The 16,702-nt window shown below is 50.1% G+C and carries 12 protein-coding genes and 3 rRNA genes; 1 reads left to right on the top strand and 14 read right to left on the bottom strand.

Annotated features, from left to right (window positions below; translation table 11 throughout):
- Position 1 precedes the first annotated feature (1 nt).
- Positions 2-1,426, top strand: a complete 1,425-nt coding sequence (locus MKX70_RS10760) for a sensor histidine kinase (protein ID WP_339840941.1) — start codon at positions 2-4, stop codon at positions 1,424-1,426.
- 49 nt (positions 1,427-1,475) lie between these two features.
- Here MKX70_RS10760 and MKX70_RS10755 read toward each other — a convergent pair whose 3' ends face one another.
- The 14 genes from MKX70_RS10755 to MKX70_RS10690 form a co-directional block, all read right to left on the bottom strand.
- Entirely contained in the window at positions 1,476-1,931 is a 456-nt protein-coding gene (locus tag MKX70_RS10755) for an OsmC family protein (RefSeq protein WP_042239562.1), read from the bottom strand.
- Positions 1,932-2,063: 132 nt separating this feature from the next.
- Entirely contained in the window at positions 2,064-2,861 is a 798-nt protein-coding gene (locus MKX70_RS10750; protein WP_042239564.1) for a dihydrodipicolinate synthase family protein, read from the bottom strand.
- 30 nt (positions 2,862-2,891) lie between these two features.
- Positions 2,892-3,599: a type 1 glutamine amidotransferase gene (locus MKX70_RS10745; RefSeq protein ID WP_042239566.1), complete on the bottom strand. Its 708-nt coding sequence runs from the start codon at positions 3,597-3,599 to the stop codon at positions 2,892-2,894.
- Positions 3,600-3,810: 211 nt separating this feature from the next.
- A complete protein-coding gene (locus MKX70_RS10740; protein ID WP_340782505.1) occupies positions 3,811-4,893 on the bottom strand; it encodes a hypothetical protein in 1,083 nt (360 codons plus the stop codon).
- A gap of 73 nt (positions 4,894-4,966) precedes the next feature.
- Positions 4,967-6,244 (bottom strand): sensor histidine kinase, encoded by a 1,278-nt coding sequence (locus tag MKX70_RS10735; RefSeq protein ID WP_231637726.1) that lies wholly within the window; start codon positions 6,242-6,244, stop codon positions 4,967-4,969.
- Positions 6,245-6,324: 80 nt separating this feature from the next.
- Positions 6,325-6,984 carry a response regulator transcription factor gene (locus tag MKX70_RS10730; RefSeq protein ID WP_340839995.1) on the bottom strand — a complete coding sequence of 220 codons (660 nt, stop codon included), beginning with the start codon at positions 6,982-6,984 and terminating at the stop codon, positions 6,325-6,327.
- A gap of 181 nt (positions 6,985-7,165) precedes the next feature.
- A 5S ribosomal RNA gene (gene rrf, locus MKX70_RS10725) occupies positions 7,166-7,282 on the bottom strand.
- 77 nt (positions 7,283-7,359) lie between these two features.
- A 23S ribosomal RNA gene (locus MKX70_RS10720) occupies positions 7,360-10,288 on the bottom strand.
- A 334-nt stretch (positions 10,289-10,622) separates the two neighbouring features.
- Positions 10,623-12,180: ribosomal RNA gene (locus MKX70_RS10715) — 16S ribosomal RNA — on the bottom strand.
- Together the 16S, 23S and 5S rRNA genes form the textbook arrangement of a ribosomal RNA operon.
- A gap of 548 nt (positions 12,181-12,728) precedes the next feature.
- Entirely contained in the window at positions 12,729-13,613 is an 885-nt protein-coding gene (locus MKX70_RS10710; protein ID WP_340839994.1) for a hypothetical protein, read from the bottom strand.
- Between the two features lie 422 nt (positions 13,614-14,035).
- Complete coding sequence (locus tag MKX70_RS10705) at positions 14,036-14,398, bottom strand: hypothetical protein (protein WP_063840084.1); 363 nt, start codon at positions 14,396-14,398, stop codon at positions 14,036-14,038.
- Positions 14,377-14,664, bottom strand: coding sequence for a hypothetical protein (locus MKX70_RS10700; RefSeq protein WP_063840085.1), 288 nt, complete (start codon positions 14,662-14,664; stop codon positions 14,377-14,379). Before MKX70_RS10700 ends, MKX70_RS10705 begins: the two co-directional genes overlap by 22 nt.
- A gap of 246 nt (positions 14,665-14,910) precedes the next feature.
- Complete coding sequence (locus MKX70_RS10695; protein ID WP_042239574.1) at positions 14,911-15,708, bottom strand: TrmH family RNA methyltransferase; 798 nt, start codon at positions 15,706-15,708, stop codon at positions 14,911-14,913.
- Between the two features lie 224 nt (positions 15,709-15,932).
- Positions 15,933-16,622, bottom strand: coding sequence for a potassium channel family protein (locus MKX70_RS10690; RefSeq protein ID WP_156123503.1), 690 nt, complete (start codon positions 16,620-16,622; stop codon positions 15,933-15,935).
- Between the last annotated feature and the right edge of the window lie 80 nt (positions 16,623-16,702).

Here is a 16,702-nt window from a genome sequence, read left to right as displayed (position 1 = left end):
TTTGCTGAAGGGAATCAGGTCCAGGCTTATCGTCTATATTACCCTTATGCTGCTCCTGATCGTCCTGCTGCTGGAGGGAGTTTTTATTGCTGCCGTCCACTATTATTATCTGGGCAGCGCGATGGAAACGTTGAATTCCCGGGCCGCTACTTCAGCGACTTTTTTCAACAAGTATCTGGAGGGTTATACCCTGAATGAACGGGCACGTTATATTCTGGAGAATCTCTCTCCTGAAGAGAGCAGTAAGGTGGAAGTGCTGAGTCCGGCCGGGAACGTCATTATTAATTCCTTCGGCTTCTCAAGTCAGGAGAAGGTGAATACCCCTGATGTAAGAGCAGCGCTGACCAGCGGTAAAGGAAGCTTCCAGAGTCTTAAGCCGTTACAGGGTGAGCGGATTATAGCCGTCTCGATTGCACTCAAGGAGTCCGGAAGTACGATTGGTGTGCTGCGTTACTCTGTTTCTGCAGAGCCTTTATATGCCGTTATTATGAGAATTGTGCTGAATGCAGCCGTAGTCGGCCTGCTTGTGATTGGATTCGGATTCGTGATGAGTCTGCTGATCGCCAAAAGAATCGTGGGTCCGATCCAGCAGCTGACCGGGGTTGCGAAGGATATGGCCACCGGCAATTTCACCGTACGGGCGGCCAAACAATATGATGATGAGGTTGGTACGCTCGCGGTAACACTGAATTATATGTCCGAGGAAATTCTCAAAAGCGAGAAGATCAAATATGATTTCATCTCCTCTGTCACTCATGAGCTACGCACTCCGCTTACTTCGATCAAAGGCTGGGGCGAAACGCTGCTGGTGGGTGATTTGTCGGATAAACAAGAGACCCTGCAGGGTCTTGAGGTCATGACCGGGGAGACCGACAGGCTCATCGGACTGGTCGAGGATCTGCTGGACTTCTCCAAATTCCAGGCTGGTGAGATCAAGATCGTACGCCAGCCTTATGATCTCAGGGGACTGCTTGAGGATCTGCTGCTGCAGTTCAGATACCGGGGGCAGACCAAACAGATCCGCCTCTATCCCGAACTTCCTGATCAACCCCTGCCGGTAGACGGTGATTTCAACCGCCTGAAGCAGGTTTTTGTCAATTTGCTGGACAACGCCTTCAAATTCACTCCTGCCCAGGGAGCCATCCGCCTTACAGCAGTGTTACACGGGGAGCTCATCATCATCACCGTAGCCGACAACGGCGAAGGCATCGAGGCCGCAGACCTGGCACAGCTCGGTACCAAGTTCTTCAAAGGACGGTCCCGCCAGTCCGGAAGCGGCCTGGGCCTGGCCATCTGCAAGGAGATCATAGAGCTGCATGACGGGCGGCTGCGGATCGAGAGTGAATTCACCAAAGGTACCTCCGTGATCGTGGAGCTGCCGCTTTACCGGCTGGAGCAGCATCTTCCTCCGCCGGTGTATCTGTGAGCTTAGACCTCCCCGTGCGCAGGAATGCCAGTTGGAGGATTTTCGGGCATCATTTTCCTGCCCCGGCTATTTCAATTACAGGCTGCGTCTCAATCGAGACATTCCCTGCTACAGCTCTGGAGATCATACAGGACTCTTCTGCCATATGTGCCAGCCGCTCTGCCTTCTTCAGCTGGGCCGCTGTCGCATCTGCCTGGAGCACCAACCGCGGCTTGTGCACGATCCGTTCGTACATAAATACATTATTCGTGACATCTACCGTTGCCTCTGACTCCAGTGTCAGTTCCTGTGGTACAATATCTGAACGCTCGAGCATCGCCGCCAGCGTAATCAAATAACAGGTCGAGGCTGCCCCCAGCAGCATTTCGTCAGGATTCGTTCCGGTTCCCGGACCGCCCATCTCCTGCGGAATCGAGATGACCGTCCGGAGTCCGCCTGCTTCGATATGCCCCTCACTGTTACGCCCGCCATTCCATACTGCCTTCAGGTGAAAAGGATGCTTCATCTCCCTCAATCCTCTCTTGTTCATTGTAGCTGCTGAATCCAGTCTACCTCATTAACAGATATAATGCATGGGTCAGAGCTATCCCCAACACAATAAGTAAGGAGATTAATATTTATATCGCTTAATTATTAATTAGATGAGCGGAGCGCGGCAGACTCCTGCATTAATCCCCAAGCTGTTATAGTGCTGTTTGATGTTAATAATCGCATGCCCGCTTATGACCCGTGATACCAGATCCTCGACCGGTTTAGCGTCAACCTGTTTATGCTGAAGCAGCTGTTCGACGGTATGTTTAATTTCCTTCGGATATATATTACCAGCCACACTTGAGAGACCATTACATCCGCCTGTGACGAAATTGTCCACCAGCTTAACATCTCCTGCAGCAAACATGATGAAATCGTCCGGGTAAATTAGCGGCAGATGACGCTGCAAATCCCCTGTTTCTTTATAGCCTACAATGTTGGGGTATCGGTTAATTAACGAATGAAGCGAGTCTGGAGTCAAATCGAACCCGGTCCGGCCGGGATTATTGTACAGGGCCACCTGCTTGGTTGTATGGCTGAGCAGCTCCTCCACATAAGCAACTGCCTGCTGCTGCGTGGGCCGGATATACGGAGGGAACCCGATCAGAATTATATCAATTACAGAGGCCTCCAGCACCTTTACCAGACGTACAGCATCCCGTGTTCTTATAGCGGAAGCCCCGAAGACAAGCTCAATATCCTGAAAGCGCTGCTGGTCAAAATATTCAATGATCTGCAGTCTCTCCTCTATGCTCATGGAATGCTGCTCACCCGTACTTCCAGAGACAAGCAGTGATTCTATACCGTTCTGCTTCTGATACTCTACAATGGCTCTAAATCCGTCAACATTTAAGCTTTCATCCTCCCGGAAAGGAGTCGGTATAGCGACATTTATATTTTTCATGCATATTCCTTTCTGTGGCGAGCCAGACAGCTATGATCTGGACAGGAATTTGTCTTCCATTGCATCGAGGAGCGTGAACATCAGTTCATTGGAAGCTTTTACTTTCTCAAGCTGATTCACCATCTCAGACTGCGCTTGAACATACTCCTCCCGCTCCAGCTGCTCGGCGCAGTTCCCGATGATTTTCCGGATGCTGAGGTCATTAACCTCCAGATGAAACTGCAGGCCGGCTACATAATCCTCATATTCAAAACACTGATTGGCACAGCCCAAGCTGAACCCTAGCCTCTTGGCTCCGGCGGGCAGGCTGAAGGTATCCCCATGCCAGTGAAACGGTATAAACTGCTCCGGGAACGCTTTGAAGAAGGTAGACGTCTTGGCATCCCCGGTCAATCTCACTGGGAACCAGCCGATCTCGTTCCACTTGTTTTTATAGACTTCACCGCCGATTTGTTCGGCAATCAGCTGGGCTCCCAGGCAGATTCCAAGCGTCAGCTTACGCGAGCGGATGGCTGCATTAATAAAAGCTTTCTCCCCCTTCAACCAGGGGATCATTTCCTCATCATTGACTCCCATCGGTCCGCCCATGATTACGAGCATATCAAACTCATCAATAGACGGCAGAGCCTGCGCTTCATACAATAAGGTTGTTGTAAGCTCATACCCTCTGTTCCCGGCCCAAACTGCAATTTCCTCCGGCGCTTCAAAAGGGACATGCTGCAGGCAATGAATTCTCATCTCTCCACCTCATTCAATAAATTTTCTATTCCCTACACTCACACCATCTTCCTCTAATGTAAGTATGTTCTGCGTTGCTTGGTGGAGTCCTCCCTTAATAATAAACAATCCTATGTTTTTTCCTGCCCCAAAGTACCAAAAAGTCCTGACGAATCAAGGGCTGCTTGATCATCAGGACTGTCTTTCTTGTAGCAAAAGGTATGGCTTTCTTTTATTTTTCTTTTACGGCAGGTTCATAGATCAGACAGCGCAGCATCTTACTCGGATAGCGGAACTCAGCATTATATTTGCTGCCGTCTTCTAATAACACATCCACTGCTACCATCCCGCGTTTGTTGTTCACCTCAGTATCGGTCAGATAAGCTTTGACTATCTTTCTTTTCTCTCCCTGCTTGTCCTTCACGACCTGAGTAGCTTTATTGATCCAGCTGTTATCCTTTTTGAGGACAGCTGCGGCTGCTGCGTCGATAGGCGTTCTTTTCAACGTCCCATTAATGGCTGTCGTATCTACTACAACCCCGGTTTCCGGATCGATCCGCACATCGTATTCCCAATATTCCTGGCCTTGTCCGCGCAAGGTACTAGACTTGTACGGAGCAGAGTGAACCGCCCAGGTGGAACGTATGCCATATCCCGGTTCCACTAATATAACCGTCGTTTTTAGCTTAGATACATCGGCATCGAACAATTTACGTACACTTTCAGCCGCCAGCGCCTCTACTTCAGACTTACTATATTTCTGCGGAAGGGAAGGCGCAGTCACATATCGTTTGGATAATACATAATTCATCCGGGCGTACCAGTCGATCAGTTGCAGATGCTCTTCATCGGTCCAGGTCTGCTCTGGATAGTAGTACGTATTGGTATCCATATCCAGATACAATGCCCCTTGCCCCGGCTCTAGGGGCATTGGCTTATGTGGCCGCACGCCATCATACACATACTGATCTTGCAGCACCAGATTGCGTTTGATTTCCGAATCAGTCATTTGCCGGCCTGAAACATTGGGATCACCGGGCTTCTCTATATAGTCATAGATCTGCTGCATTTGCGTCTCGGACATCTGCTCAAGCAGATTATCATTCACGGTAGATACCGGCACAGGCGCCTCTACTTTCAACACAGGAACAGTACTTCCTGTCAGACTTAGCCGGACATTGTCCTGTGTTGCCGTGCTGTTCTTAGAGACGACTGCAGAGTTCACCAGGCTGGGGACGAGAAATGCACTAGCTGCGAATACACCTCCAGAGACTAAGATGACAGCCACCGTAGCCGACCATTTCTTTGTTTTCAATTGTATTACCTCCATCGGATTAAGATATTAACTCTGTCTATACCTTAATCCCGGGATGTTATAGAGTAGAGGGTCAGTTGTTATGGAGTTGTAAAAAGATACGGATGCTTGTCCCCTGACCAACGACAGATTGCAGCTCAACCCTGGCCTCATGCGCCTCGGCAATCTGCCGGCACAAGGAGAGGCCGAGGCCAGCATTGCCGTAGGTCCGCGAACGTGCCGGGTCTGCGCGGTAGAACGGCTCGAACGCACGCTTACTCTGCTCTTCCGTCATGCCGCCTCCACTGTCTTGCACTTCCAGCACCCCTTCCCCGTTCTGCTGAAAAGCCAGCAGGCGGATGGTGCTCCTTGGCTGGGATGCAGGAATGGCATTCTCAATCAGATTTACCAGAAAGGATGCCAGAAGATCCGCATCTCCCCACACGGCGGGAATATAGCTGTCCATCTGCAGCAGTAATCCGTGCTCTGCTGCCTTCTGCTGCTCGGTCTGCGCTACCGCCTGGAACAGGGCTGCCACATTCACCTCTGCCTGCACCAGTGGCTGATGCCGCAGAACGGACAAATCAAGCAGCTTGAAGGCCAGATTCTTAAGCCGGACAGTCTCAGTTAAAATATAGTGACCGGCCTTGATCTGATCCTCCTGGCCAATGTTCGCCGAGGTGAGAAGTTCAGCAAATCCCTGCATGCTGGTCAGCGGCGTCCGCAGTTCATGGGCAAGATTATCGACCATCCGCTGTTTATCCTCGGCCATGCCTGCGAGGTCCGTCATCCGCTGCTCCACCACAGCAGCCATCCGGTTAAAGTTGAAGGCCAGCTCCCCGAATTCATCCCTGCTGTTCAGCTCCACACGGTTAGAATAGTTACCTTCGGCAATCGTTTTGGTCGTCTCGGACAGCAGCTTGAGAGGCCTGGTCAGGTGCCGGATCAGAAGGTAGAGCAGCAGCACCAGCAATGGACCAGCGATCCAGTTAATCATCACGAAAAAGCGGTTAAGCTCCTGCTGCTGAGCATACAGCCCGCTAATGTCGCGCTTGTAAGTCAGCTCCAGATGCTGATAAGGAGCAGGGAGCGGCATAGCAAGCGTCATGACATGCTCTTCCTGCACAGCGCTCTTCCCTGCCTGATTGGGGTAGATAAGCTGTCCGTCCTCCCGCAACTCCAGTCCTATTCCCTGTTTGCGGTAGTGTTCCCCATACGACTTAGCCACACTGACCATAAGTGCAGGGGTGAGGGTTAGGCCACGTGTCCGGATCGAATCCAGATTCTCGTATATATTGTTGGTGATCAGCAGCTGTTCACTGGCCGCGCGCCTGGTTTCGCTATCCATATTCAGCTGCCAGCTTTTTTTCATCACCATTATCACACTTACATCAAGAGCGGCTATGAAGAGAACCAGGACAGCGAGGAGGATCTTATGCCAGAACCGCATGGCTAGACCTGAACTTCCAGCCGGTAGCCCAGCTTGAATACAGTTTTGATCCGTTCTTCCCAGCCGAGCTTTTTGCGCAGCTGGCGGATATGAACATCCACGGTGCGGGTGTCTCCGGCAAAGTCATAACCCCAGGCCAGCTCCAGCAGCTTTTCTCTCGAAAGGGCGATATTCCGGTTACGTATCAGTACTTCGAGCAGCTCAAATTCTCTGGTGGTCAAATCAACCTGCTGCTGATCTACCCGGACCTGCCGTTCCGGAAACCTGACTTCCACCGCATCGCAAATAAAGGCAGGGGCAGCTTGTTCATTCCTGCGCAGCACAACGTTAATCCGGGCCAGCAGCTCCAGGATTTCAAACGGTTTTATTATATAATCCTCCGCACCCAGCTCGAAGCCTCTGATGCGGTCGGAGAGTGCATTTTTGGCCGTAATCAGAATGACCGGAATCCGCAAATGAGCGATCTGCTGCATTACTTCAAACCCGTCGAGATCGGGAAGCATCACATCGAGCAGGATAAGATCCGTACGCTCCTGTTCCAGCATTCCGGCAACCTCTGAGCCGGTATACACTTTGGAATACGTGTGTCCAACCAGCTTAAGATTCATAGTTATCAAGTCGCTGATCGGCTGTTCATCTTCAACTACTAGTATATGAGCCATCTACTGAATATCCTCCTGATTCCTGTAATAGCAAAATGTTCCGTTAACTATTTAACCTTTATCATATCAGATTTCAGAGCGTACATGACATTTCACGGTGTACTATGGATTCTATTGTTATAAAAGTGGCGCCAAACACAACAAAAAAACCATTGTCGATTGCTCAACAATGGCTTCATGTGCTTGGCGGCGTCCTACTCTCCCAGGACCCTTCGGTCCAAGTACCATCGGCGCTGGAGGGCTTAACGGTCGTGTTCGGGATGGGTACGCGTGGAACCCCTCCGCTATCGCCACCAAACGGGCATTTACAGCGTAAATGCTTCAGGAATTGATTCCTGAAAACTGAATCCGAAACGAATCTGCGCTCTAAGAAATTTGGATAAGCCCTCGACCGATTAGTATTGGTCAGCTCCATGCATTGCTGCACTTCCACCTCCAACCTATCTACCTCGTCGTCTTCAAGGGGTCTTACTAGTTGGGAAATCTCATCTTGAGGGGGGCTTCACGCTTAGATGCTTTCAGCGCTTATCCCGTCCGTACGTAGCTACTCAGCCATGCTCCTGGCGGAACAACTGATGCACCAGCGGTACGTCCATCCCGGTCCTCTCGTACTAAGGACAGCTCCTCTCAAATTTCCTGCGCCCACGACAGATAGGGACCGAACTGTCTCACGACGTTCTGAACCCAGCTCGCGTACCGCTTTAATGGGCGAACAGCCCAACCCTTGGGACCTACTTCAGCCCCAGGATGCGATGAGCCGACATCGAGGTGCCAAACCTCCCCGTCGATGTGGACTCTTGGGGGAGATAAGCCTGTTATCCCCAGGGTAGCTTTTATCCGTTGAGCGATGGCCCTTCCATGCGGTACCACCGGATCACTAAGTCCGACTTTCGTCCCTGCTCGACTTGTAGGTCTCGCAGTCAAGCTCCCTTATGCCTTTGCACTCTGCGAATGATTTCCAACCATTCTGAGGGAACCTTTGAACGCCTCCGTTACTCTTTAGGAGGCGACCGCCCCAGTCAAACTGCCCGCCTGACACGGTCCCCGTACCCGCTTAGGGTACTAGGTTAGAACCTAGATACGATCAGGGTGGTATCCCAACGGCGCCTCCGCAGAAGCTTGCGCTCCTGCCTCAACGGCTCCCACCTATCCTGTACAGATCGTACCCAAATTCAATATCAAGCTGCAGTAAAGCTCCATGGGGTCTTTCCGTCTTGTCGCGGGTAACCTGCATCTTCACAGGTATTAAAATTTCACCGGATCTCTCGTTGAGACAGCGCCCAAGTCGTTACGCCATTCGTGCGGGTCAGAATTTACCTGACAAGGAATTTCGCTACCTTAGGACCGTTATAGTTACGGCCGCCGTTTACTGGGGCTTCGGTTCACAGCTTCGGGTTGCCCCTAACCACTCCCCTTAACCTTCCAGCACCGGGCAGGCGTCAGCCCGTATACTTCGCCTTGCGGCTTCGCACAGACCTGTGTTTTTGCTAAACAGTCGCTTGGGCCTTTTCACTGCGGCCCCCTCGGGCTATTCACCCTACCGAGGCACCTCTTCTCCCGAAGTTACGAGGTCATTTTGCCGAGTTCCTTAACGAGAGTTCTTCCGCGCGCCTTAGAATTCTCTTCTCGCCTACCTGTGTCGGTTTGCGGTACGGGCACCTTCTCCTGGCTAGAGGCTTTTCTTGGCAGTGTGAGATCATGACCTTCGCTACTACAATTTTCGCTCCCCATCACAGCCCAGCCTTATTGATGTGCGGATTTGCCTACACATCAGCCTCACTGCTTAGACGGACACATCCATCAGTCCGCGTCACTACCCTCCTGCGTCACCCCATCGCTCATAGCGGATTACGGTGGTACAGTAATTTCAAACTGTTGTCCTTCGACTACGCCTTTCGGCCTCGCCTTAGGTCCCGACTTACCCTGAGCGGACGAGCCTTCCTCAGGAAACCTTGGGCTTTCGGCGGATCAGATTCTCACTGATCTTTTCGTTACTCATACCGGCATTCTCACTTGTATGCTGTCCAGCGCTCCTTACGGTACACCTTCAACCCACATACAACGCTCCCCTACCCCAGATACAAAGTATCTAGCCATAGCTTCGGTGGTGTGTTTAGCCCCGTTACATTTTCGGCGCAGAGTCACTCGACCAGTGAGCTATTACGCACTCTTTCAATGGTGGCTGCTTCTAAGCCAACATCCTGGTTGTCTGTGCAACTCCACATCCTTTCCCACTTAACACACACTTGGGGACCTTAGCTGATGGTCTGGGCTGTTTCCCTTTTGACAATGGATCTTAGCACTCACTGTCTGACTCCCGGCAAGAAGTTAATGGCATTCGGAGTTTGACTGAGCTTGGTAACCCTTGCGGGCCCCGCACCCAATCAGTGCTCTACCTCCACCACTCCATTCACCGAGGCTAGCCCTAAAGCTATTTCGGGGAGAACCAGCTATCTCCGAGTTCGATTGGAATTTCTCCGCTACCCCCACCTCATCCCCGCATTTTTCAACATGCGTGGGTTCGGGCCTCCAGTGCGTGTTACCGCACCTTCACCCTGGACAGGGGTAGATCACACGGTTTCGGGTCTACGTCCACATACTCATTCGCCCTATTCAGACTCGCTTTCGCTGCGGCTCCGTCTTCTCGACTTAACCTTGCATGTTAAACGTAACTCGCCGGTTCATTCTACAAAAGGCACGCCATCACCCAGTAATAGGGCTCTGACTTTTTGTAAGCACACGGTTTCAGGTTCTATTTCACTCCCCTTCCGGGGTGCTTTTCACCTTTCCCTCACGGTACTGTTTCACTATCGGTCGCCAGGTAGTATTTAGCCTTAGCAGATGGTCCTGCTGGATTCATACGGGGTTTCACGTGCCCCGCACTACTCGGGATCCGTCTCGGAGAGAACACAGTTTAGGCTACAGGGCTTTTACCTCTATCGCGGGCCTTTCCAGACCTCTTCACCTACCATATTCCTTTGTAACTCCATGTGAGACGTCCCACAACCCCAAGAGGCAAGCCCCTTGGTTTAGGCTGTTCCGCGTTCGCTCGCCGCTACTGACGGAATCACTATTGTTTTCTCTTCCTCAGGGTACTTAGATGTTTCAGTTCCCCTGGTCTGCCTCTGCGTATCCTATGTATTCAGATACGAGTAACTGCGAATTACCACAGCTGGGTTTCCCCATTCGGACACCCCCGGATCAAAGCTTGCTTACAGCTCCCCGAGGCAGTTTCGTTGTTCGCCACGTCCTTCGTCGGCTCCTGGCGCCTAGGCATCCTCCGTGTGCTCTTATTAGCTTAACCGTCACTCCGGTGTTTCGCTTGCTTGCTCATCTTGTTTTGAATACTGCTCATGGATTGCTCCATTCACCAACACATTCAAAGCCAAAGGTCGCTGCACAATCGAAAACCTTCGTTCTGCACTAATAACTATTTCAACTTGCTTACACAAGTTTCAGCTAAAAGATGTTCTAAAACGCAAATTCGTTTCGGTATCCAGTTTTCAAGGATCAAGGTAAAGATGAGAGCTTAAACTCTCAAAACTGACCAACGAGTGAGTGTTTGAACCCTAAGGTTCGTTGTGGAAGCTTTAGCTTCCGATTTGAATGTTTCCGTTGCAGGAAACGATTCTCCATAGAAAGGAGGTGATCCAGCCGCACCTTCCGATACGGCTACCTTGTTACGACTTCACCCCAATCATCTACCCCACCTTCGGCGGCTGGCTCCCTTGCGGGTTACCCCACCGACTTCGGGTGTTGTAAACTCTCGTGGTGTGACGGGCGGTGTGTACAAGACCCGGGAACGTATTCACCGCGGCATGCTGATCCGCGATTACTAGCAATTCCGACTTCATGCAGGCGAGTTGCAGCCTGCAATCCGAACTGAGACCGGCTTTGCTGGGATTGGCTCCACCTCGCGGTTTCGCTTCCCGTTGTACCGGCCATTGTAGTACGTGTGTAGCCCAGGTCATAAGGGGCATGATGATTTGACGTCATCCCCACCTTCCTCCGGTTTGTCACCGGCAGTCACTCTAGAGTGCCCAGCCTTACCTGCTGGCAACTAAAGTCAAGGGTTGCGCTCGTTGCGGGACTTAACCCAACATCTCACGACACGAGCTGACGACAACCATGCACCACCTGTCTCCGATGCTCCGAAGAGGGGCACTATCTCTAATGCTTTCATCGGGATGTCAAGACCTGGTAAGGTTCTTCGCGTTGCTTCGAATTAAACCACATACTCCACTGCTTGTGCGGGTCCCCGTCAATTCCTTTGAGTTTCAGTCTTGCGACCGTACTCCCCAGGCGGAGTGCTTACTGTGTTAACTTCGGCACCAAGGGTATCGAAACCCCTAACACCTAGCACTCATCGTTTACGGCGTGGACTACCAGGGTATCTAATCCTGTTTGCTCCCCACGCTTTCGCGCCTCAGCGTCAGTTACAGCCCAGAAAGTCGCCTTCGCCACTGGTGTTCCTCCACATATCTACGCATTTCACCGCTACACGTGGAATTCCACTTTCCTCTTCTGTACTCAAGTCACCCAGTTTCCAGTGCGACCCCAGGTTGAGCCCAAGGTTTAAACACCAGACTTAAATGACCGCCTGCGCGCGCTTTACGCCCAATAATTCCGGACAACGCTTGCCCCCTACGTATTACCGCGGCTGCTGGCACGTAGTTAGCCGGGGCTTTCTTCTCAGGTACCGTCACTCCGGTAGCAGTTACTCTACCGGACGTTCTTCCCTGGCAACAGAGCTTTACGATCCGAAAACCTTCATCACTCACGCGGCATTGCTCCGTCAGGCTTTCGCCCATTGCGGAAGATTCCCTACTGCTGCCTCCCGTAGGAGTCTGGGCCGTGTCTCAGTCCCAGTGTGGCCGTTCACCCTCTCAGGTCGGCTACGCATCGTCGCCTTGGTGGGCCGTTACCCCACCAACTAGCTAATGCGCCGCAGGCCCATCCCCAAGTGGCAGATTGCTCCGCCTTTCATTCTCTCTTCAGGAGAGGAAAGAAATTATCCGGTATTAGCTACCGTTTCCGGTAGTTATCCCAGTCTTGAGGGCAGGTTGCCTACGTGTTACTCACCCGTCCGCCGCTAAATTCATTTGAAAGCAAGCTTTCAAATGAACTCCGCTCGACTTGCATGTATTAGGCATGCCGCCAGCGTTCGTCCTGAGCCAGGATCAAACTCTCCAAATTGGTTTTAGAAAGAGCGATTGCTCATTTTGAAACATCTGACGAGAATTTTCATTCTCTATTTTGGATCTCGCCGAAGCGATCTCCCACTCACTCGTTGTTCAGTTTTCAAAGATCAAGCTCGTTGTCAGCGACGACTACCGCGTCACCAGCAACTCTTATAGTATATCACACCCAACCGATCAATGCAAGCTCTTTTTTTCAACTTCTTTTCGAGCTCGGCGTTGATGTTTCGCGGCCAGAAATAGAATATATCATGTATAGATTCTTTTTGCAAGCAGTATTTTAAAGGGACATTCATATGTCGAGTGACTCCTACAATAGCAACTCTCTTTATAGTTCATATATTTATCGAATAGCTGAGATTGAAGCCTGAAAGATCCTGCAGTAAGCATATCTATTATATCTGTATCAAACTTTAACCCTACTATCCATCGAGCTTTGCCCCTGAAACAGGAACAGACCCTGTTCATCCCGGCATCTGCCGCTAGAACAAGGTCTGTTGCATAATGCGGAAGAACCCCCTGTATAATTACACCTGTGTATATACCCTAATCTAAACTCAACTTCTGTTGGAGTAATACAACCAGATCCTCCGCTGTATCCCAGACGAGTGGACGGATCTCTTGCAGGTGTACCCGAAGGTTGTTGGCATCACAGCTCTTAACAGCCCAGATCACCGGAATGCCCCTCCCAAGCGCGTATCCCGCTGTATAATACACTTCAGGAGATTGACCCGTTATATCTGCGATAATCAGCTTGCTGTCCGCAACGGACTCCAAAGAATACGTTTCGCTGCTATATGCTATCAATCGGGGAAGATAACCGTACTGCTCGATTTTGGGCAAAAGCTTCTCCTGCCATTCCTTGCGCAATTCCTCTTCTTCCGGCAGGAGAACGACGCATGGCTTTAATTTCTTACCTCCGCTTGTTGCAGCGGCTTCGCTCCATCCTTGTGCGGTTAATTTAAAGGTTAAGCCTTCTCTTATAAGCAGCTGGTCGCTTCCAAGCTTATCGATGATATAGACCAGCTCTTGCAGGTTGGGAGAGTATGTCAGGTTATAGCTGCTGGAAAGGGGTTGAATAACCACAGGCTCCAACGGCCCTTCGGAATGTCTATACAAATGTTGCAGCAGCCTGTTTCCTTTATCCTCAATAGTCACAGGGATGGCCGGAGAATTCACAATAGAATCCAAATCTCCGGCATTAACACTGACCTTCTCTCCACGGTCTGTCATTTCCCGGATATACGCTGATACCAAATGGAGCATGTCGCGTTTCTGTTGGTGTGATAACGAAAGTATCGACTCATAGCTGTCTCTCAGCAGCTTATAGAACCCCCCGGGTGAACAGGAGCAGTCTTCATACCGATCATAATCGCGTTCAGCTGTAATCGGGACAATCTGATCGCAGAACAAACAGTGTTTTTTGAGCATGACAATTTACCACCTCTTATGAATAGCAATTCTTCTAACCTTACCAAGATTGCCTGGAAAAGTAGACAAGCAGATATTTCCTTTAGGCCGGGAATAACATTACAGGCTTCTGCTAAATCCTCCTAAAGTATAATAATCGGCCTTTGATTCCGTACCTTCTCCAGCACTTGATAAGACTTGCGTATAAGCATTATCTTTCCGAATCTCCTCTATTACAGGTGCTAGAATTACACAAAAAAATCCTGATAATCAAGGTTATCTTGACTATCAGGACTGAAATTTGCGTGCGCATCCAAGAGGCAAACGACGCCAAAGAATCTGCTTCCTAGCTACTGCCAATCACCTCCCCGAATTCACCTCTAACTCCGACCGGATGGTGAATACCCATTGCGTGAATATGGTGCTATCGAAAGTTAGTTCTTCTATGTGTTACCTTCAATCAATTCAGTTTGCGGAAAGTGATCCTTCCAGTATTCTTTCATGGTTAAAAGTACTTCAAATTTCATTTTTAAAGTTATACCATAATCAATAAAATCAGTCTTCTTCCAGTATGAATAATTCATAAAAATATATTTCCAGAATTCTTTGATTTCACAATAGAAATCCATTGAGTTGTAGTCCAATATTTCTTTCCAAATAACGAATTGTTGTGTTGGATTCTTATCTTCAAAAATGGTTGATTCAGGGGTAAGCCCTCTATAGTCATAGCCATAAAACACATTGACTAACTTAATCTGACCATCAATATTATTGTTAAGTTCGTCTATATCTTCAGCAGGATCCATAACTCATTATGATTTCTTGATCCTACAATTTGTTCTCCATATCTATCAATAAAAGGGCTGGCAACAATAAACTCTGTTACGAATCCAACGTTGCCTGAGAATTTATCCTTAACATTCCATTCCGCTGCAATCTGGTCTGCATAGGTTTGATTTAAAACTGGATAGAAAATTGGCTGCTCAGGTAACCTTGGAGGAAATCCCCTTAGGTTTAGATCTAGGATCAATTTCATTTCCGCAAGACCGACAGGTCGAAATAGAGTCTTCATATTTATTATCCCCTCAGCTGATTTTCCGATAACCAAAAGTTATGCCATGAGTTTCCTAATCCAAAATCAGTTTTGACATTAGAGCCCATTTGATAATACTAAAAAAAAATTTAAAAAGTCCTGATAAATCAAGGGTTTCTTGACCATCAGGACTAAAATGCTTGTGCCGAATATCGTTACAAATCTATACCAAACTACGATCCAAACGGTGACAAGATGACTTACAACTCACAACATGAGCTGAGTCTACTTCCCGTGACTCCCCCGCTGCCGCATCCCCTCAAACAACAAAATCGTCGCCGCCATCGCTGCATTCAGCGATTCGGCGCGGCCGGCCATCGGGATGATAATGCTCTTGTCGACGAGGGCTGCCGTCTCCGGCGAGATGCCTTTGCCCTCGCTGCCGATCAGCAGCCACTGGCTGCCATGGAAGTCATGGGTGTAGCAGGAATCTTCACCTGTCAGCGAAGTGCTGACCAGCAGCGCTCCGCGTTCCCGCGCCTGAGGCAGAATCGTGCCGAGATCTCCCTCCACCACCGGGAGATGGAACATGGAGCCCATCGTGGAACGGATGGTCTTGGGATTGAAGAGATCGGCGCAGCCTTGGCCGAGGATGACTCCGTCCGCACCTGCCGCATCGGCACTGCGGATGATGGTGCCCACGTTACCGGGGTCCTGGACCCCGTCCAGCACAACAACCAGACTATCCGGCTTCGCCAGAATAATCTCCACGCCTTGCTGCTCCTTGCGCACAACGGCAAATACCGGCTGCGGTGTATTCGTGCTGCTGCACTTCGCAATCACCGCTGCCGACACGCCAATTACCTCCATGCCCTGCACGGCTTGAAGCAGAGGCTTCAGTTCGGAAGGCATGCCCTTTTCCAGATCAAAGGCCAGGCATTCCACATCCGCTTCCGCCTGCAGCGCCTCCTGCACCAGATGAATGCCCTCCACAATATATTTCCCGGATTTGTCGCGGTGTTTCTTCTCCTGCAGCCCTGCCCATTCCTTCACCCGCGTATTCTGCGGCGACATAATTTCCATGAGGTCCTACCTTTCTGGTGCTTGCAGATTCCTGATCTTAAGTATGCTAAACCAATCGAGTGTTTTAACTGTAGTTAGTACAACTAAAATTAGCGGTTGGAGTAAGATTCCGCTATTTACGTGATTTTAGTTGTACCCTATTTGCATATAACGGATTAATTCAATTAAAATAACTGCCCAAAATACAATTAACCTTGCCTGTACCTGCACTCAACCATACAGCCCTATTGATAAGCCATTTCCAGCTTCGTCAGGTTGTCCTTGCGTCCGACAATGACGAGTACATCACCTTCAGTCAGACGGTCCTCCGCTCTGGGGGAAATATTCATTTCCTCACCCCGGCGGATGGCCATCACGTTACAGCCGTATTTAGCACGAATATTAAGCTCCTGCAGATTCTTACCGAGCATCGGCCCGGAGACCTTCATGTCCAGGATGCTGTAGTCCGGCGACAGCTCTATATAATCAAGGATGTTCGGCGAGGCCAGATGATGCGCCACCCGCATGCCCATATCCCGTTCGGGGTAAATTACCTTATCCGCTCCGATTTTACTTAATACCTTGCCGTGCAGCTCGCTTTTGGCCTTAACCAGAATTGCAGGCACGCCCAGATCCTTCAGGATCAGCGTGGTTAGAATACTGGCCTGAATATCCTCGCCAATCGCGACAACTACCACATCGAAGTTACGGATTCCGAGTGCACGCAGTGCCTCTTCATCGGTCGAATCCGCGGATACGGCATGAGTAACAATATTCGAAATTTCCTGGGTGCGTTGCTCATCCGTATCAATGGCCAGTACATCAAAGCCCATACCACTGAGCGCCTTGGCTACACTTGAGCCGAAACGTCCCATTCCGATGACGGCATATTGTTTTTTTGCCATAATTGTTGTACCTCCCGCCGCATTTTGCATCTCAAACAGTATAGCATACGTTGTCATAAACTTGAATTTTCAGCGCGGCCGCAGGGCACCTTATAACAAGGCTGCTCACA

It is taken from the genome of Paenibacillus sp. FSL R7-0312 (genome assembly GCF_038004445.1).
GTDB lineage: Bacteria > Bacillota > Bacilli > Paenibacillales > Paenibacillaceae > Paenibacillus_AQ.
The sequence above is the reverse complement of the archived record's forward strand: the minus strand, read 5'-3'. Positions and strand labels throughout refer to the sequence as shown.